The following is an 18,356-nucleotide window of genomic DNA, read 5'->3' as shown; positions in this document are numbered from 1 at the left end:
GTGATGGCCGATGCCGCGGGCTTGCATCATGCTCGCGGCATCGGTTTTATCGGCGGGGCGGGAAGTCGAGTAACGCTCGCGCTTCGGCCAAGCGCGGCCAAGCGCGGCCAAGCGCGTTCAATGCGCCGTGGCTGCCCGCATCGCGCGATATTCACGCCGCACGATATCCATCAGCTCGGCCACCGACGTATTCGCGCTGCGCTGCTCATACGTGACGCGGCCGCGCTGCATCAACATGATGCGATCCGCTATGTCGAGCGTCTGCGCGTAGTTGTGCATGATCATGATGATCGACAGCCCGCCTTTCTCCTTCAGCCGCAGCACGAGGTCGATGATGAGCCCCGCTTCGCGCGCGCCCATTGCGGCCAGCGGTTCGTCGAGCAGCAGAATGCGCGCGTTCGAATTGACGGCGCGCGCCACGGCAATCGCCTGACGCTGACCGCCCGACAGACGCTCCACCGGCAAATCGACGGACGGCACATGCACGCCGATATCGTCGAGACATTGCGCCGCGCGCTCGCGCATCTGCTTGTGATCCACGAGCCGCATGAGACTGAGCGGCCCGCGCCGCACGATCTCGCGGTTCAGAAACATGTTGTGGTAGATGCTGAGCGAATTCGCGAGCGCGAGGTCCTGATACACGCATTCGATGCCGAGCGACCGCGCATGATCGACGGAACGGATCAGCGTTTCCTGACCGTGCACCTGCAGCGTGCCGCTCGTCTGCTGATGAAAGCCCGTGAGAATCTTGACGAGCGTGGACTTGCCCGCGCCGTTGTCGCCGAGCACGCCGAGAATTTCGCCCTTGCCGAGCGTGAGCGAGACGCCGTCGAGCGCGGTCACCGCGCCGAAGCGTTTCACGAGATTGTCGCCGCGCAACGCGAGATCGGGCGCGGCGGTTTGCGCTTCAGCCATCACCGTGCTCCCTTGCGGCGAATGCGCCCGACGTGAATGTTGAAGATCATTGCGGCGAGAATCGCGGCGCCGAGAATGATGTTGAACGTGAACGCGTTGATGCCGATGAGCGTGAAGCCGTCGTTCAGAATGCCGAGCACCGCCGCGCCGATCAGGCCGCCGACGATCGTGCCCGAGCCGCCCGTCAACGGCGTGCCGCCGATCACCGCTGCCGCGACCGCGAGAAACATGATCTGATTGCCGCCCGCTTGCGGATCGATCGACGTGATGCGAAAGCCTTCGAGTATGCCCGTGAGACCCGCGAGCACCGCAGCAAGAACGAAATTACCCAGACGCAGCCGGCTCACGAGAATGCCGGCCTCGCCTGCGCCGAGCGGGTTCGCGCCCGCCGCCTGCGTATGCAGGCCCCAGCGCGTGTGCCGCAACAGCACATGCATGATGATCGCGAGCCCGACCGTCCAGATGATCTCGCTGTAACCCCACGCGCCCATCGCAGCGGCGAACCCCGGCGAGCCGGGCGTCGCGACCGGCGTGCCGCGCGAAACCGTGAGCGTGATGCCGTTGATGAGGAACAGCGTGCCGAGCGTCGTGACGAAGGAGGGCAGGCGCAGATACACCGTCACCGCGCCGTTCACGAAGCCGATGATGGCCGCCGCGACGAGGCCCGCGATCACGGCGAGCCACATGGGCGCGCCGGCATCGTTGGCGAAGACCATCATGAACGGCGCGAACGCGAACACCATGCCCGCCGACAGATCGATATCGCCGCCGATCATCAACATGATCTCGCCGAGCGCGATGATCGCCACCGGCGCGATGAACTGCGACAGGTTGACGAGACTCGCGTTGGAGAGCAGGAAGTCGTGGTTGACGATCTGAAAGTATGCGGCGAGCAGCACCGCGACGAGCAGTATCCGCAACTCGGGCGCCCATTGGGCGAAGAGCGCGCCGCGCGGTCTCGCGACCGGCGCGGCGCCGTGTGTTTTGCCCGGCTCGTTCAGCGTATTCATCAGGACTTGATCGCGCCGTTCATCGGAACGATTTGCGGCTTGGTGGTCTTGCCTTCATAACGCGTCGACGTATTGAGGTACGGCTCGACGGTCGCCTTGGTCACGAACTTGAGACCCGTGTTGATGTTCGCCGGTCCGACGAGTCCGCCCGACGCGAGGAACGTGAACGCTTCCACCACGGTATAGAAGCCCTGCACATACGGCTGCTGGTCGATGGTGAAATCGAGGAAGCCTTCGTGGATCAGCTGAACGGTCTGCGGCAACAGGTCGAAGCCGCCGCCATGCACGCCCTTCGACGGCAGGTTCGATTCCTTCATCACTTGCGCGATGCCTTGCGTGCTGCCTGCATCGACGGCGAACATGCCCTTGAGGTTCTGGTGTCCCAGATAGAACGACTTGATCTTGGACAGTTCCTCGTTGACCGTCGCGCCCGTCGCCACGGTCTGAATGTCGATCTTCTTGCCGGACTTCTTGATGGCGTCGCTCGCGCCGTCCAGACGCGGCTGGATGTTCAGCTGACCCGGCGTCGAGATGAAAAGCGCCACCATGCCGCTATCGACGAGACTCGCAATGCGCTCGCCCATCTGATAACCGGAGAGATACAGTTCCTGCCCAATATACGCGAGACGCGGACTCGTCTTGCCGCGCGGCGCGTCGGCGTTATAGGCGAACACCGGAATGCCGGCATCGAGCGCGGCTTGAATCGGTTTGTCGAATGCAGTCGGATCGACGATCGGCACGGCGATGGCATCGGCTTTCGCGGCGATCGCGGAGTTCACGGCGCGCACCATTTCACCGGCATCGGACGTGGCCGAGCCGGTCCACTGATAGTCCATGCCGAAGAGCGAGCATGCGTCCTGTATGCCGTATTGCGTCGGCACGAAGAACGGATTCGTGGTGACGTGATTGACGAACACGATCTTCCATTTCTTGTGCTGCGGGAATGCGGATTCGGCGGCCTGGGCGCTCGAAATGAGACCGCCCGCGCCCGCAGCGCCGCCGAGCAGCGAGAGCGCCGCGCCGAGCCCCGCGCCCTGCATCAGGCCGCGCCTTGCGGTGCTGATGCCGTTGTTATCGTCTTTCGTGTCCCGGTTCTGCGTCATGTCCACCTCCGTTCTTGGTCGATGCGAGTCGACGTGTCGTCGATTGCGTCCAGATAATGGGTGATCGCTTGCTCATCACTTCGGAGCGGCTTTCACATTGGAAAGACGTCGATGATGATTTTGTTTCGATGCGTTTCGATAAAGCTCAATGCTTATTTATTCGCGTCTTGGCGCTCAGAAACGGGAATCGCGGCGGGCATGACGCACTGAATCGCAATCGCGCGGTTGTCTCATAGTTTGGTTTATGCAGCGCACAGGCGGGAAAAAGAACAGAGCCACTATATGCAGGTATTTTCGGCGCTTCGATTAGAGCTTTCCCGATGAAACGCACGCACGGACGCATGCGGTGAATGAGTCCGCGAAAAGTGTGCGATGCGGGCGGCGGAACGTGCCTGCTCTAACGCCCGAAAAGGTTCTCGCGAATCTGCAGCAGATGCCCCGTCAGTAGCTCGCAAGCCAGCTCGGCGTCGCGATCCCGAAGCGCATCGACGATGGCGCGGTGCTGCGCTTCGTACTGACTGCGACGCTCGGGCGTGAGCGACTTGCGCTTCAGGCGTCCCCATTCGCCTTGTTCGCGCACTTCGTTCGTCAATTCCAGCACGCGCAGAAAGAAGCTGTTATGCGTCGCCACCGCGAACGCGCGATGCAATTCGCCGTCCCAGTGTTCGAATTCTTCGATGTTCGACGCCGCTTCCGAACGCTCGATGCACTCGGTCATGTGCGTGAAGTCGGCGACCGTCGCATAGCGCACGATCAAGCCCGGCATCAGCGGTTCGATCAGGAGCCGCGCTTCCATCAGTTCGGCGGGACTCGTCTGTACGGCGTCGGTCTTTGGCTCCGGTTGCGGCTCGGACGGTGTTAGCGGCGTTAGCGGCGTTAGCGGTGCCACGGGGCTCGTCGACATCCCGCCCGGCATCACGAACGTGCCGCTGCCGACTGCCTGGCGAATGAGCCCGCGCTCTTTGAGATCCGCGAGCACGCGACGGACCGCGCCGCGCGACGCGCCGAACTCCTCGCTTAACTCGCGCTCCGGCGGCAGACGCACGCCCACGCCCAGCCGGCCGCTGCGGATTGCCTCTTCGAGATAGTGGGCGAGCTCGCGCGCTCCTTTTGACCTGACTGTCAGCCTGATTTCGTCGACGCTGCCCATGACTTTTTCTGCTCGTCCTATTAGACCAATTGGTATCGGAGATTGGTTAACCCTAGTTCTCTTTGTCCTTTTTTGGTCCTAGAGTGGCTCCAGATTCACCGACAAGTCTAGATTAAAGGCCCACCATGAAATTAGCAACTTTGCGGGTAGATGGCGCGAAAACCGTCGCTGTCGTGGATTCGGAAGGCGGCAAGTACTGGCCGGTTTCCGAACTTTGCGACGGCTTCTCCGGCGATATGGTCCAATTGGTTCAACTGTTCACCGACCTGCGCGAAACGCTACATCCGCGTGGCGAAGGCAAGCCGCTCGCGTCGGCGCAAGTGCTCGCGCCGATCGACCAGCCGCGCCGCAACGTGTTCTGTGTCGGCAAGAACTATCACGACCACGCCGAGGAGTTCAGCAAGTCGGGCTTCGACAAGAGCGCGCAGGCGGGCGAGCACATTCCGGAAGCGCCGGTCGTGTTCACCAAGCCCGTCTCGACGATCATCGCGACGGGCGAGCGCATTCCGCGCCACGCCGACGTGACGCAGCAGATGGACTACGAAGTGGAGATCGGCGTGGTGATCGGCAAGGCGGGGCGCGGCATCAAGAAGGCCGACGCGATGAACCACGTCTTCGGCTACACCATCATCAACGACGTGACCGCGCGCGATCTGCAAAAACTGCATCGCCAATGGTTCATCGGCAAGTCGCTCGACGGCTTCTGCCCGATGGGCCCGTTTCTCGTCACGGCGGACGAGATCGACGCAGAGAACATCGACGTGCGCTGCTGGATCAACGGCGAACTGCGTCAGGAATCGAACTCGAAGCTACTGATCTTCGATATCCCGACGATCATCGAAACGCTTTCGGCCGGCATGGAGCTTCAGCCGGGCGACGTCATCTCGACGGGCACGCCCGCGGGCGTGGGCATCGGCTTCAATCCTCCGAAATTCCTGCAAAGCGGCGACGTCGTGCGCATGGAGATTCCGGGCATCGGCATTCTTGAAAACGAGGTGGCGTGAACATGGCAACGAGAGAAGTGCAGGGCGTATTCATCGAGACCGAGGGCGAAGGCGCGCCGGTCGTGTGCATCCACGGTCTCGGCGGATCGTCGAACAACTGGACGCCGGTGCTGCCGGCATTCGAGGGCAAGCAGGTCATTCGCATCGACCTGCCGGGCAGCGCGCGTTCGCCGTTGCCTGAAGGGAAGCTGTCGATCGATCTGTACGTGGACACGATCGCTTCGGTCCTGCGCGAGATGCAAGTGACGAAGGCCGATGTCGTCGCGCATTCGATGGGCACCATCGTCGCGCAGCATCTGGCCGTGAAGCATCCGGAACTGGTGAAGAGCCTCGCGCTCTTCGGGCCGCTCGTCGCGCCGCCGGATGCGGGCCGCGAAGGCATGCGCCAGCGCGCCGGAATCGCGCGCGAGAAGGGCGTGCCGGGCGTGCAGGAGATTGCCGATGCCATCGTGAAGGGCGCGACCAGCGACGAGACGAAATCGCAGCGGCCGGTGACGCTCGCGCTCGTGCGCGAAAGCGTGATGCGGCAGTCGCCCGAAGGCTACGCGCAAAGCTGCGAGGCGCTCGCGGGCGCGCAGGCCGCCGAGATCGAGCGCATCGAAGTGCCGACGCTGCTCGTCACCGGCGATCAGGACGGCGTCGGCAAGCCGGATGCCGTGAAGGCGATGGCCGAGCGCATCAAAGGCGCGAAGGTCGTCGTGCTGAACGGCTGCGGCCACTGGACGACGTTCGAGAAGCCCGCCGAATCGACGGCGGAACTCAAGCGCTTCTACGAGGCGGCGCAGTGAGGAACTGAACGAGGCCGGCACGCCACGTCATTGAACGCCGCAGAGACGGCAACGACCGGCGCCGGAAGAACACCAATCAGGTCAGACCGTAATCAACCGGCGGCCCGCGCGCGAATGCGGCGGGTCCGCGTGGAGGAGACAGACATGAGTTCGATCCTGTTCGACAACGTATCCATTTTCGATGGCAGCGGCGCGCAGCCGTTCAAGGGCCAGGTGCTCGTCGATGGCCGCCGCATCGTGCGCGTGGCGCGCGAGGAAGCGCCGATCAGCGCGCCCGACGCGCGGCGCATCGACGGCCGCGGCGCGTTCCTGATGCCCGGCATGACCGAGGCGCACACGCATTTCTCGTGGAACGACCAGCCTTCGCTATCCGCGATCCAGTTCATGCCGCCCGAAGAGCACATGCTCTGGTGCGTGCGCGTGGCGAAGCGCTACCTCGAAATGGGCTGGACGTCCGCGCTCGGCGCGGCCGCCGCAAAGCCGCGGCTCGATGTCGTGCTGCGCAATGCCGTGAATGCCGGCGAGTTTCCGGGGCCGCGCTATCTCGCGGGCAGTCAGGAAATCACGATTCTCGGCGGCCTCGCCGATAACACGCTGCCGCACATGCCGTTCAAGGAGCTGAACTTCGGCGCGGTCGTGAGCGGCCCGGAAGAGATGCGCGCGACCACGCGCATGTTCGTCAAGTATGGCGTCGATCACCTGAAGATCAATCTGTCGGGTGAGTACATCGCGGGCATTTCGGCGGAATCGTCGCCGTTCTCGGAAGAAGAAATCGCCATGCTCGCGGCCGAAGCCAAGCGCGCCGGCAAGCGCGTGGCGGCGCATGCGCGCTCCAGCGAATCGGTCAAGCAATGCGTGCGGCACGGACTCGAACTGATCTTCCACGCGAGCTTCGCCGACGAGGAAGCGCTCGACATGCTCGAAGCCAACAAGGAGAAGCACTTCGTCGCGCCGGGCATCGGCTGGCTCATCAGCACGCTGCATCACGCGGAGAAGTGGGGCATCACGGAGGAAATGGCGACGAAGATGGGCTACAAGCGCGAGCTGGAAACCGCCGCTGAAACGCTGCGCAAGATGCACAAGCGCGGCATTCGCGTTCTGCCGGGCGGCGATTACGGCTTCGCGTGGATGCCGCACGGCACCAACGCGCGCGACCTTCAGTACTTCGTCGATTACATCGGCATGACGCCGATCGAAGTGCTCGTTTCGGCGACGCGCTACGGCGGCGAACTGATGATGATGCCCGACGAGCTGGGCCAGATTCGCGAGGGCTATCTCGCCGACATCATCCTCGTGGACGGCAATCCGCTCGCGGACCTGACCATCTTGCAGGACCCGAAGAAGATCACGCTCGTGATGAAAGACGGCGACATCTTCAAGACGACGCATGACTCCCTGCCGCCGCGCGGGGAACTGCATATCGGCACGCCGCTGCCGGCCGATGCAGGCGTCGAGCAAGCGGCGCCCGCGCCGGTGCATTGAACGCTTGCAGACGCGGTGCGTGGCGCCGGCCGTTCCTTGCGGCCGGCGCCTTCGCTTACGAAAAATCAGGAGACGACCACATGAAACCGCGCACTTTGCTCGCCGCGCTGGCGACCGGCCTCGCGTGCGCATCCGCGTTCGCCGCCGCGCCGACCATCGGGCTGTCCAACGGCTACTTCGGCACCGAATGGCGCAACCAGATGATCGACGGCGCGAACCAGCAATTCGAGACCTATAAGGCGAAGGGCATGGCCGACAAGCTGGTCATCCAGCAGTCGGGCGCGAACACCGGCCAGCAGATTCAGGACATGCGCAACATGATCCGCCAGAAAGTCGGCGCGATCATGGTCGATGCGAATTCCGCGACCGCGCTCAACGGCGTCATCAACGAAGCGGAGCGCAGCAAGATTCCGGTCGTCTCGTTCGATCAGGCCGTGTCGAATCGCTATGCGACCAACGTGACGGTCGATCATTACAAGTGGGGCCAGCGCTACGCCGAGTGGATCGCGGAGCAATTGCACGGCACGGGCAACGTCGTGGTGCTCGACGGCATTCCCGGGCACCCGGCGGCCGAAGCGCGCAAGAAGGCCGCGCTCGATACGTTCGCGAAGTATCCCGGCATCAAGGTCGTGTGGTCCGGCTACGGCGAATGGGACGAGGCGAAGGCGCAGTCCGTGATGGCGACGGTCATCGCCGCGCAGCCGAAGATCGACGCCGTGTTCACCGAAGACGCGATGGCGCTCGGCGTGCTGCGCGCCTTCGAGAACGCGAACCGCCGCGTGGCGATCATGACCGGCGAGGCGCAGAAGGGCTTTCTCACCGAATGGAAGAAGCAGCGCGACGCGGGCAATCCAATGAAGGTCTTCGTGCAAGTGAATCCGCCCGATATCAGCCGCACGGCGCTCGGCATCGCGGTGCGGCTCGCGCAGGGACGCAAGCTCAAAGCGCTGCCGGACAACACGTACTATTTCCCCATCACGAAGACGGTGACGAGCGAGACGCTCGACGCCACGCTCGCCTCGATGGACGGCAAGCCGGACAGCTACTTCCTCGGGCAATGGCTCACAGAAGCCGAGCTCGACGCGCTCTTCGCGCAGTGACGGCGGCACCATGTCTCTCTTGATCGCGAAGGGACTCACGAAACGCTACGGCGGCGTACTGGCACTCGACGACGCGAGCCTCACCCTCGAAGCCGGCGAAGTGCTCGGCTTGCTCGGCGCGAATGGCTCGGGGAAATCGACGCTTTCCAGCATTCTCGCGGGCGACAGGATGCCGGACCACGGTTCCATCGAACTCGACGGCGTGCCGCTCGCCATCGGGTCGCCGAAGGCAGCGCGGGCGGCGGGCATCGCCATCGCGCATCAGCATCCGGGGCTCGCACCCGACTTGCCGGCCTGGGAGAACGTGTTCCTCGGCGCGGAGCTGTGCCGCGCGGCGCGCTTTCTGAATCAGCCGCGCACTCGCGAGCGCGCGCTGCAATTGCTCGAAAGCCTGCGGCCGGGCTGGAACGTCGATGCCGCTGCGGGCAGCCTGACCGCCGCAGATCAGCAACTGGTCGAGATCGCGCGGGCACTCGCGCTCGCGCCGCGCGTGCTGATTCTCGACGAACCGACCGCTGCGCTCGCCGCAGCCGAAGTCGAAAGCCTGATGCGCGCCGTGCGCGGCCTGACGGCGCGCGGCACGGCGGTCGTCTTCATCTCGCATCGCATGGCGGAGATCGAGTCGCTGTGCGATCGCGTGATGGTGCTGTGCAACGGCCGCGCGGTCGGCGAGTTGCCGGTGCGCGGCCATCTGGATGAGCCGCGCGTGCTCGAACTGATGGGCGGCGTGGCGGGCGGCGCGGCCGCCGCGCATCTGCACGATGGCGCGCGCGAAACGGCGCAAACGGACCGCGTGTCGCGCAACGGCGCATCGGTCGCGATGACGGTGCGCGGCCTGCGAGCGGGCGCGCGGCTGCGCGGCGTCGATCTGGAGTTGAAGCGTGGCGAGATTCTCGGCATCGCGGGATTGCAGGGCCACGGCCAGGAAGAACTGCTCGACGCGCTCGCCGGTTTCCGCGTGCCGGATGGCGGCACGGTGACGCTCGCTGGACCGCACGGCGCGAAGACGGTCGAACCGCGCTCGCCGCGCCAGATGATCGCGGCGGGCGTCTGCCTCGTGCCGAACGACCGGCATCGTCAGGGCTTGTGGCTCGATCATTCGGTCGAATTCAACCTTGCGCAGGTCGGCGTGAACTTCGCGCAGAGCCCGTGGCGGCTGCATCGCGCGCCGATTCGCCGCTTCGTCGACGATGTAGTGAAGCGCCTGCGCATCAAGACATCCGACGCGCGGCAGCCGGTGCGCGATCTGTCGGGCGGGAATCAGCAGAAGGTGGTCATCGGCCGCTGGCTGAACCGTCAGGTCGATGTGCTGCTTCTCAGCGATCCCACCAAGGGCGTGGATGTCATCGCCCGCAAGGACATTTACGAAGCGATCGGCGCGCTCGCTGCGGCAGGAACCGCTGTGCTCGTTTATGCTTCGGACACCGAAGAATTGCTCGCAGTGTGCGACCGGCTCGTCGTGATGTACGAAGGGCGGATCGTCGCGCTGCTGGAAGGAGAAGAGATGAACGGATCGCGCGTGACCAGCGCGCTCTTCGGAAGGAGCGCGGCATGAAAGCGCACTTGAGCGAAGGGCTTCCCGGCACGAAAGCCGTGCCGATGAAAAGCACCGGCACTGCGTTGAAAGCGACGCTTGCGCGCACCGCGAGCGCATTGCCGGCGCTCGTCATGCTGCTCGCCGTGACCGTGTGCAACGCGTGGCTTCAGCCCGACTTTCTGACGCTCGATTCGCTCGCGAGCAACATGCAGAACGCCGCGCCGGTGATTCTCGTCTGCATGGCGCAGGCGGTCGTCGTGTTGATGGGCGAGCTGGATCTGTCGGTGGGCGCGGGCATTTCGCTCGTCAATTGCGTGCTCGCCGCCGCGCCCGGTCTCATGGGCTGGGGCACGGGCGCGACGTGTCTCGCTGCATTGGTCGCCGCGCTCGCGGCCGGTGCGTGCAACGGCTTTCTCGTCGGCTATGCGAGGCAGAGCGCGCTCATCGCCACGTTCGCGACAGGCGCGGTGTGGTTCGGCTGCGCGCTGCTCTTGATGCCGCAGCCGGGCGGCACCGTTCCCGACGCGCTCGGCGAATGGTTCGCGGCGCGCATCGGCGTGGTGCCGCTCGCGGCGCTGCCCGTGCTCGCGGCTGTCGTGATCTGGGCCGTGCTGCAACGGCACCGCTTCGGGCGGCGGCTGATCGCAACTGGCAGCAACGCCGACGCCATGTTCAAGGTCGGCGTCGACGTGCGGCTCGTCAAACTGCTCGGCTATATGCTCGCGTGGCTCTTCGTGTTCGCGGCGGCGGTGTGCCTGTCGGCGCAGACCGCATCCGGCGATGCGCGCCTCGGCCTGCCGTACACGCTGAACTCGGTGGCCGCCGTGGTCATCGGCGGCATCTCGCTCGCGGGCGGGCGCGGCTCCATGCTCGGCGCAATCTGCGGCTCGCTCGTGCTCGCGCTGATCGGCAACGTCGTCTACTTCGCGGGCATTCCGAGCAACTATCAGGAAGTGTTCAAGGGCGCGGTGATCGTGATTGCGCTCGGCTTCACGTTCGTCGGCGCGAAAAGGAGAGCTTGATGATGAATACGCAATCGCGCCGACTCTTTCTTCTCGTGCTCGCGATCATCGTGCTCGTCGGCGGGCAGTTCGCCGTGCCGGGTTTCGCGAGTCCGGGGCAAGTCGCCAATCAATTGAAGATCGCGACGTTTCTCGGTCTATTCGGCATCGCGCAATCGCTCGTGATGATCGCGGGCGAACAGGGGCTGGACCTGTCGGTCGGCGCGGCGGCCACGCTCGGCGGCATTCTCGGCGCTGCGCTGCTCGGGCCCGCGTCGCCGGGTCTGGGCGCGGCCTTCGCCGCTGCTGCCGCGAGCGGCGCGCTGGTGGGCGCGGTGAACGGCGTCGGCATCACGCTCTTGCGGATACCGCCGCTCGTCATGACGCTCGCAATGGCGAGTCTCGTGGATGGCGGCCTGATCGTGTGGTCATCGGTGATGCACGTGAACACGGCGGCGAGCCCGGCGCTCGCCGCGCTCGCCGGCCGAACGCTCGCGGGCGTGCCGACCGTGGCGGTGATCTGGCTCGTGGCCGGCGCGCTCGTGTGGCGCTTTCTCGATCATTCCGCGTGGGGGCGACGGCTGCTCGCGAGCGGCGCGAACCCGACGGCGGCGGCGATAGCGGGGACGCGCGTGCGCGCCATTCGCATCGCGGTCTATACGGCGAGCGGCGTCATCGCCGCGCTGACGGGCGTGCTGCTGGTCGGCTATGTCGGTCAGGCGTTTCTCGGGCTCGGCACCACGTATGTGCTGCCGAGCGTGGTCGTCGCGGTGATCGGCGGCGTGTCGCTCGCAGGCGGACGCGGCGACTACATCGCGGTGGCGATGGCCGCGCTGCTGCTCACCGCGCTGACGAGTCTCTTGACCGCGCTGCAGATCGGCGAAGCAGGGCGGCAATGCATCTTCGGCGCGACGCTGCTCGTGTTTCTCGCGCTGAACAAGTGGTCGTTCAAGGGCATGCTACGTCGCGCGCAGGCTTGAACGCCATTTGCAGGCCATTTGCACGCCGCTACTGACCTCTCCCGAAGTCCTTAGCAGAACATAACGATGCGGCAAGAGCCAGCTTGGTCTCGTCTTCGCCGCGCAGGCGGGCGAGCCATCGGCTCGTGCTCGCCTTCATCGCCGTGACCGGTGACGTCAGGCGCTGCAGCCATGCAGTCGTCGGCGATACCACGGCCACGTTCTCCATCATGCCGCGGTCTTCGTGATCGAGTATATGGCAGTGCATCACGAATTCGCCGGTGAAGTCCTCGTAGGCCGTGCGCATTTGCAGCGTGTAGCCCGCTTTGATGAAGAGCGTGTCGCGTATCACGCCTTGCAGGTTGCAGTATTCCGTGTCGCCGGTTGCCAGTTCCTCCTGCGTGCAATTGCCGGAACCGTCGAAGACGGAATGGTTCGCCGCATTCTTGATGTCCATGATCTTGAACGGGTTCGTGTGGATATGAAACACGTGCGTCGCGAAGGTCGAGGCGGACACGTTCCACTGATCCACCGTGCCCAGCGTGCCGGTCACGCGGATGACGGACGGATCATACGACGCGCCTTCGATCTGGAAAGTCAGCGGCTGGTTCGGCCCTGTGGGCAGGTTGATCTGGAATTGCTGATTGACCGTCTGCTTGATGGGACCGTCGACGGGCACGGTCGGCGCGAAAGCGCGCAGGTTGAGCGACTGGAGATCGGACTTCGCGGGTTGCGCGAGCGTGGGATTGGCGGCCACCAGTTGATCGCGAATGAACTGCCAGTACTTCGAATGGCTGCCCACGGTGGTATTGGGAATGTTCACGCCGGGGCCGACGCGCGCGAACGACAACAGCCGGCGGTCCTTGACCTTGCTCGCGCCGCGTCGGAAGTTGATGGTGGCCGAAGCCGACGCCGCTTCGTCGAGGATGCAGTACAAGCCAGGCGACGGGAACGCCACCAGCACGTCGCTTCGATAACCGGGGTTCATCGCGTTGACGTCTTTCTCCACCATCGTCTGCATGGTGATGCCGTCTTCGGCGAACTCCAGTTGCTTCACCGTCTCGCCGCTGCACAGCGCGTCGAGCGTCACGACTTGCGAAGACTTCGTGCGGTCGTTCGCCAATGCGGACGTCGCGGCGTTGGTCGCCGTGTTCACCTGCGCGGTACTGAGCGATTGCGAATCGGCAAGGCCGAGCGCCGACAGATTCGCCCGCACGATCTTCACGTTGATGGTGTCGCGGTTGCCGCCATGCACCATGCGCAGGCGCCGGATGTCGCCGGCCGGCACGAAGCCCACTGCACTCGGGAAGATGGGCTGCACCACGCCGTTGATCTGCGTATAACGGCCCGAGATGATCCACGATGATTTCACCGCGCCTGCCGGCGCGCCCGTCCGCGTATCGGGAACGAACCCTAACTGATTGTTATACCCCCGAATCTCGCCTACTTTGCCGGAGGGGCAGATCCATTCGCCCGTGGTCGGGTCGAGCAGCGGCACGGTGGAAGTCGCGTCGCTGAAGCACGCGTATTCGATCTGCTGGAACAGCATCACATGCTCGGTGAGCGGCAATCCGAATGTCCTGCGCTTGAGGATCGTATCGATGTCCGCGCTGCCGTTCGCGACGCCCGCGCGCGCCTGACGCGAGCCGCGCACGATGAGCACGCCCGCCATGCCGCTCGCCACGTCGATGGCGGTGGACCCGTGCAGATGCGAGTGATACCAGAAGGTGCCCGACGGATGGTTCGACGGAATCTCGAAGACGTAGTGATGCGTGCTGTCGCTCGTGGATTTTCCGCCGCTGGGCGGCACCGTAATCAGCACATTGTCGGCATTACCGGACGGCGATACATGCAGCCCGTGCGTATGGATGTTCGTGTTGTTGAAGCAATGCGGCGTGACGTGATCGGGCTGGCTGGGACAGGTCGCGTCGTTCGGATTCAGCGGAAGATTGTTCGTAAAGTTCAGCTTGAGCGTGGCGCCCGGCTTGATGCTGATGGTCGGTCCCGATGGACAGCCGTTGTACGAACGCATGTTGACGGTATCGAACGCGTTCGTCGAGGGGTTGTAGATTCGATACGACGTCATCTTCGCGGTGAGGGAGACGGTCGCTGAGTTGCCTGACGGATTCAATCCGGAGGCGCATTGCAGCCGCTGCAACAGCGAGGCGAGACTTCCCGCGGTCGTTACGGCCGAATTGCCGGCGGTCGCATCGGCGGTGTCGTCTACATCGGTGAAGGAACGCGCGTTCAGATTGCTCTGCGCATGCGATAGCGCAGGAACCACGATCAGCGCCAGAAGCAAGGCGCGCATTGCAGCGCCGATTTCTTTCAGCGACGTTTTCATGTGTGCTCCTCTGTCCACGGACGGCGTCGGGTCGCCGCAAGGAGACATTAGGGCATTGGAAAAACCGTCGTATCCCTAATCGTTTTGCATGTGTGTGGTTCCCCACAAAGGCCGCGCGCCGAATCGGTAAGTTGGACCGGAGGCCTATTCGTTAGCTGAATTACGGATGGCTAAGAGTGCGTGGCGGCGCGGCGGGGAATCGTCGAAGGAATGCTCGCGGTGGAAAACGCATCAGAATGGTGCGTCGCGATTGTCGGCTCGTGCCGAGCAGCGGGGCGAAGCAGGCATCGTCGCCGAAGCGTGGCCAGCATAGTCTGGCCGTCGCCCAGCAGCGCATAGTCTTCGATGGGGCAGCTCACCGCTGTCCGCTCCTTCTTTTAGATAGAAGTCCGAACAAACCCATTGTGCCGATGCCCGCCAGTCCCCAGAACAGCGCGCGGTGACGATCGGTGAACATTTCGACGCTGCGTTGCCGCGCTTCGTCGCCGAAGCGCCCATGGGCGCCGTAATCGCCAGGAACGGGATCGAACAGATTGCTCGGCGCGTCATGCGGGAGCGGTTCGTCGGTAAGCTGCCCGCTATAACCGCTGCGCGCCAGATAGCGGTCGATGAGATTCGGCGCGATGCGGTTCGCCACGATCGCCTTGACGCTCGAAAAGCCCACCCAGACCTCCCGCCGATGGTGAGTCGCGGCAAAGTAGATGGCGCGCGCTGCGACCTCCGGTTCGAAGATCGGCGCGACGGGTCGCGCGCGTTTGCCCATCTTGTTGAGGGCCCAGTCGAACTGAGGCGTGTTCAGAGCGGGTAGCGCGACCATGGTCAGATGGATCTTCAGCCGGTCATGGATGATCTCGGAGCGAAGCGCGTCCGTGAAGCCGCGAATGGCGAACTTCGCGCCGCAATACACGGATTGCAACGGCACCGAGCGGTAGCCCAGCGCCGAGCCGACATTCACGATGGTGCCGCGGTTGCGCGTGCGCATGCGTGCGAGCGCGGCCATCATGCCGTGGACCTGTCCGAGATAGGTGACCTTCGTGCCGCGCTCGATTTCTTCTGCCGTGAGTTCGGAGACCGGCGCGAATGCGGTCGCCATTGCAACGTTCACCCAGACGTCGATGGGTCCCAGTGTCTCTTCGACATGCGATGCAGCACGGTCAACGGCTCTGGCATCCGCGACATCCGTCGGAATGGGTAGCGCGCGCACGCCATAGGTCTCGCGGACTTGCGACGCCGCCCGCTCCAGCCGCTCAGCGTCGCGTGAGAGAAGGGCGACGTCGTAGCCCTGCCGCGCGAATTCATCTACAGTCGCGCGACCTACGCCGGCACCCGCACCCGTGATTACGACTACCTTTGGCATTCGGTGCCTCCTCATCGACGCTTAGGGCGATGTCAGGAACAACGGTTGAGAGAACGACAGTCGAACGCATTGGAGCAGCAGCCGTGCCAATAGGTCACACGATGCTGTTTCGTCGTGCGGTGAACGGCTGACGCGCTAACGACCCTATGAAAACATCACACGCTGCCTGCCAGCCAGCCGAACGTTTGCATTTCGGTGAGGTGCATTGCAGCGAGCTTCAACAAGCATCGCTCGCCCTTGGCCGTGAGGTGCACTTCCACCTGACGCCGATCGCTTTCTCCCGGCTTTCGAACGACGAGCCCCGCACGCTCGCACCGGCTCACCAGCGCAGCCGTGCCGTTGGGCGCTGCCTGAAGGCGTTCCGCCAGTTCACCGACACTCGCCCACGTTCGTCCCGGCATGCCGCGCACATGCAACAGCAATTGATACTGCAGAGGCGTGATGCCGGCCGCGTGAGTGATTTCTTCGGAATAGCGAAGGAACTTCCGCAGTTGATAACGGAAATTCGAAAGCGATTCGAGATCCGTCTTGCTCGGCAGGCCCTTGGTCCCGCGGTTATTCGGTTGCTTCATTTCTGCGCACGGATCTTCTGTTCAGTGGGTCGGTAAATGCATTGCGTTCGGGCTGGACGCGCCGTTCATGGTAGCAGATGCATTCGGCGCTGCTGACTGCTTGAAGTCCCGCGCAGCGGCGCTCCGGAACATTTTGCAATTGGCGGGAAAAAAGCACAGCGTGATATAAATCGGCCTTCGATGCCACCGTTGGCGCAACCCGGATCGACGGCGCCAACGTCGCATGCTGTCCCGGAATGCGGCTTGCTTGATGCAAGCCCCCAGATATTCCCCTTTTTTCGATGACCGCCGGAAGCTATGGAGAACAAAGATGCCGGCACACTGGTCGGTCGTGATTGCACCGGCATGGCTGGCGTTATCGGTGCTTTGCGCGTGCGCAGTGGTAGTCGACATCACGTTGCTCGGACACCGGCAACCGGTGGCGATCATGTCGGTGGTATGGCCGTTGACGATGCTGTACTGGGGCCCGATAGGCTTGATCTTCTATTTCGCGTTCGGTCGCGCGACGCCCGGCGCACAGCAGCGCGAAGCGCCGATGTGGCAAGCCACTTTTCTCGGCGCGACGCATTGCGGCGCAGGCTGCGCGCTCGGAGACTTCATTGGGGAATGGCTCGCCTTTCTACTTGCCTTCAGCATCGCGGGCTCGCAACTGATCGGGCGGCTCGCGTTGGCGTTCGTACTGGCCTATCTCATCGGCGTGGCTTTCCAGTATTTCTCGATCGCGCCAATGCGGGGCCTCGGCTTTCGCGATGGCGTGATCGCGGCAGTCAAGGCGGACACGCTTTCTCTCGTCGCGTACGAGGTGGGCATGTTCGGCGTGATGATCGCTTTCACGGAGCTTGCCACGCCGCTCAAGCCGACTGACTCAGCGTACTGGGTGCGAATGCAACTTGCGATGGTGGCGGGCTTTCTCACTACGTATCCGGTCAACTACTGGCTCATCCGGCGAGGCATCAAGGAGAAGATGTGATCTGTGTGCGTCGGTTATTCGTATCTATCTTGCGAACGGGGCTGGCGCTCGCGGTCTCGCTGCGGCACATCACAGCATCTGCGAACGAGGCAGCGCCAGACACATCCGATTCACTCACGAGCGGACCGACGCCGCTTGCCTATTTCCTTCACAGCAAGGGACCCGCAGCGCATCCCGTCCTGCATCTCGATTGGGTACTGACGGCGATATGCGGTCTTGTTTGCATCATCATCGCGGTGATGCTGTTGATTGCGATGTTCCGTCACCGCAAGAAAGAAGACCACCGTGCGCTCGGCAATGGCGGCGGCCTGAGCTTCATCTATGTCGGCACGGCCATATCGACTGTCGCGTTGTTCGGCATCGCCATCTACATGCTGATGGTGCTGGCCGAGGTCGCCGATCCGCCGAAAACGCCGGCTCTCACCGTCACGGTCACCGCGTACGACTGGTGGTGGAAAGTGGACTACGGACAGGGCCCGAGCGCGTTCACGACCGCCAACGAACTGCATATTCCGGTGGGCGTGCCGGTGCTCGTGCTGCTAAAGAGCGCGGACGTCATTCATGCGTTCTGGGTGCCGCAATTGTCGGGCAAGACGCAGACCATACCCGGCAACACCAACCGTCAGTGGATACAGGCAGATAAGCCCGGCATTTTTCGCGGCCAATGCACGCAGTACTGCGGCGTGCAACATGCTCACATGGCATTCGAAGTCTATGCGCAGCCGCAAGCAGACTATGCCCGGTGGTACGCCGCCCAGCAGCGCGCAGCAGGCGCGCCGGCCACGACGCAGGCGATGCACGGCAGGAAGCTCTTCGAGGAACGCTGCGCGGGATGCCACGCGGTGCGCGGCAGCAATGCGGCCGGCGTGCAGGCGCCCGATCTCACGCATGTGCTGTCGCGCCGGCTGTTGGCGGCGGGCACGGTCGTCAATACGCCGGAGAATCTGATGGACTGGATTCAGCATGCGCAGGAAATCAAGCCCGGCACGCTCATGCCCGACATGAAGCTTTCGCCCGCCGAATCAGGCGAGCTGTCGGCATACCTCGCTACTCTCAGGTAAGGA

The 18,356-nt window shown here is 63.8% G+C and carries 16 protein-coding genes; 9 read left to right on the top strand and 7 right to left on the bottom strand.

Features of this window, described 5'->3' with window-relative positions; all coding sequences use genetic code 11:
* Positions 1–117 precede the first annotated feature (117 nt).
* The 4 genes from LDZ26_RS24045 to LDZ26_RS24030 all read right to left on the bottom strand — a co-directional run bounded on the left by LDZ26_RS24045 (position 118) and on the right by LDZ26_RS24030 (position 4,178).
* Complete coding sequence (locus LDZ26_RS24045; protein WP_244851174.1) at positions 118–915, bottom strand: ATP-binding cassette domain-containing protein; 798 nt, start codon at positions 913–915, stop codon at positions 118–120.
* Positions 915–1,925, bottom strand: a complete 1,011-nt coding sequence (locus LDZ26_RS24040; protein ID WP_244851173.1) for an ABC transporter permease — start codon at positions 1,923–1,925, stop codon at positions 915–917. Before LDZ26_RS24040 ends, LDZ26_RS24045 begins: the two co-directional genes overlap by 1 nt.
* Positions 1,925–3,028 (bottom strand): sugar ABC transporter substrate-binding protein, encoded by a 1,104-nt coding sequence (locus LDZ26_RS24035; protein WP_244851172.1) that lies wholly within the window; start codon positions 3,026–3,028, stop codon positions 1,925–1,927. The genes LDZ26_RS24040 and LDZ26_RS24035 overlap by 1 nt, the downstream gene beginning before the upstream one ends.
* Positions 3,029–3,425: 397 nt before the next feature.
* Positions 3,426–4,178 (bottom strand): FadR/GntR family transcriptional regulator, encoded by a 753-nt coding sequence (locus LDZ26_RS24030; RefSeq protein WP_244851171.1) that lies wholly within the window; start codon positions 4,176–4,178, stop codon positions 3,426–3,428.
* 125 nt (positions 4,179–4,303) lie between these two features.
* Between LDZ26_RS24030 and LDZ26_RS24025 the strand changes: the two genes are divergently transcribed.
* The 7 genes from LDZ26_RS24025 to LDZ26_RS23995 all read left to right on the top strand — a co-directional run bounded on the left by LDZ26_RS24025 (position 4,304) and on the right by LDZ26_RS23995 (position 12,070).
* Positions 4,304–5,182: a fumarylacetoacetate hydrolase family protein gene (locus LDZ26_RS24025; RefSeq protein ID WP_244851170.1), complete on the top strand. Its 879-nt coding sequence runs from the start codon at positions 4,304–4,306 to the stop codon at positions 5,180–5,182.
* A 2-nt stretch (positions 5,183–5,184) separates the two neighbouring features.
* On the top strand, positions 5,185–5,970 hold the full coding sequence (locus LDZ26_RS24020; RefSeq protein ID WP_244851169.1) for an alpha/beta fold hydrolase: 786 nt from the start codon (positions 5,185–5,187) through the stop codon (positions 5,968–5,970).
* 144 nt (positions 5,971–6,114) lie between these two features.
* Entirely contained in the window at positions 6,115–7,452 is a 1,338-nt protein-coding gene (locus tag LDZ26_RS24015; protein ID WP_244851168.1) for an amidohydrolase family protein, read from the top strand.
* Positions 7,453–7,532: 80 nt separating this feature from the next.
* Positions 7,533–8,552, top strand: a complete 1,020-nt coding sequence (locus tag LDZ26_RS24010) for an ABC transporter substrate-binding protein (protein ID WP_244851167.1) — start codon at positions 7,533–7,535, stop codon at positions 8,550–8,552.
* 10 nt (positions 8,553–8,562) lie between these two features.
* Complete coding sequence (locus tag LDZ26_RS24005) at positions 8,563–10,107, top strand: sugar ABC transporter ATP-binding protein (protein WP_244851166.1); 1,545 nt, start codon at positions 8,563–8,565, stop codon at positions 10,105–10,107.
* On the top strand, positions 10,104–11,111 hold the full coding sequence (locus LDZ26_RS24000) for an ABC transporter permease (RefSeq protein ID WP_244851165.1): 1,008 nt from the start codon (positions 10,104–10,106) through the stop codon (positions 11,109–11,111). The genes LDZ26_RS24005 and LDZ26_RS24000 overlap by 4 nt, the downstream gene beginning before the upstream one ends.
* On the top strand, positions 11,111–12,070 hold the full coding sequence (locus LDZ26_RS23995; protein ID WP_244851164.1) for an ABC transporter permease: 960 nt from the start codon (positions 11,111–11,113) through the stop codon (positions 12,068–12,070). The genes LDZ26_RS24000 and LDZ26_RS23995 overlap by 1 nt, the downstream gene beginning before the upstream one ends.
* Before the next feature lie 28 nt (positions 12,071–12,098).
* Here the strand turns inward: LDZ26_RS23995 and LDZ26_RS23990 are convergent, their stop codons facing one another.
* The 3 genes from LDZ26_RS23990 to LDZ26_RS23980 all read right to left on the bottom strand — a co-directional run bounded on the left by LDZ26_RS23990 (position 12,099) and on the right by LDZ26_RS23980 (position 16,322).
* The gene (locus tag LDZ26_RS23990; RefSeq protein WP_244851163.1) at positions 12,099–14,393 is read right to left on the bottom strand and encodes a multicopper oxidase family protein; all 2,295 of its coding nucleotides are present in this window, start codon (positions 14,391–14,393) and stop codon (positions 12,099–12,101) included.
* Positions 14,394–14,748: 355 nt separating this feature from the next.
* Positions 14,749–15,750: an SDR family oxidoreductase gene (locus LDZ26_RS23985; RefSeq protein ID WP_244851162.1), complete on the bottom strand. Its 1,002-nt coding sequence runs from the start codon at positions 15,748–15,750 to the stop codon at positions 14,749–14,751.
* Positions 15,751–15,905: 155 nt separating this feature from the next.
* The gene (locus LDZ26_RS23980) at positions 15,906–16,322 is read right to left on the bottom strand and encodes a MarR family winged helix-turn-helix transcriptional regulator (protein ID WP_244851161.1); all 417 of its coding nucleotides are present in this window, start codon (positions 16,320–16,322) and stop codon (positions 15,906–15,908) included.
* Positions 16,323–16,632: 310 nt separating this feature from the next.
* Between LDZ26_RS23980 and LDZ26_RS23975 the strand changes: the two genes are divergently transcribed.
* Entirely contained in the window at positions 16,633–17,292 is a 660-nt protein-coding gene (locus LDZ26_RS23975) for a DUF4396 domain-containing protein (RefSeq protein WP_244851160.1), read from the top strand.
* Positions 17,293–17,318: 26 nt separating this feature from the next.
* Entirely contained in the window at positions 17,319–18,353 is a 1,035-nt protein-coding gene (gene coxB / locus LDZ26_RS23970; protein ID WP_370650781.1) for a cytochrome c oxidase subunit II, read from the top strand.
* The last annotated feature ends 3 nt before the right edge of the window (positions 18,354–18,356 follow it).

Origin of the sequence: Caballeronia sp. SL2Y3 (assembly GCF_022879575.1) — a bacterium.
Lineage (GTDB): Bacteria > Pseudomonadota > Gammaproteobacteria > Burkholderiales > Burkholderiaceae > Caballeronia.
Note: the sequence above shows the minus strand (reverse complement) of the source record. Positions and strands in the feature narration are given on the sequence as shown.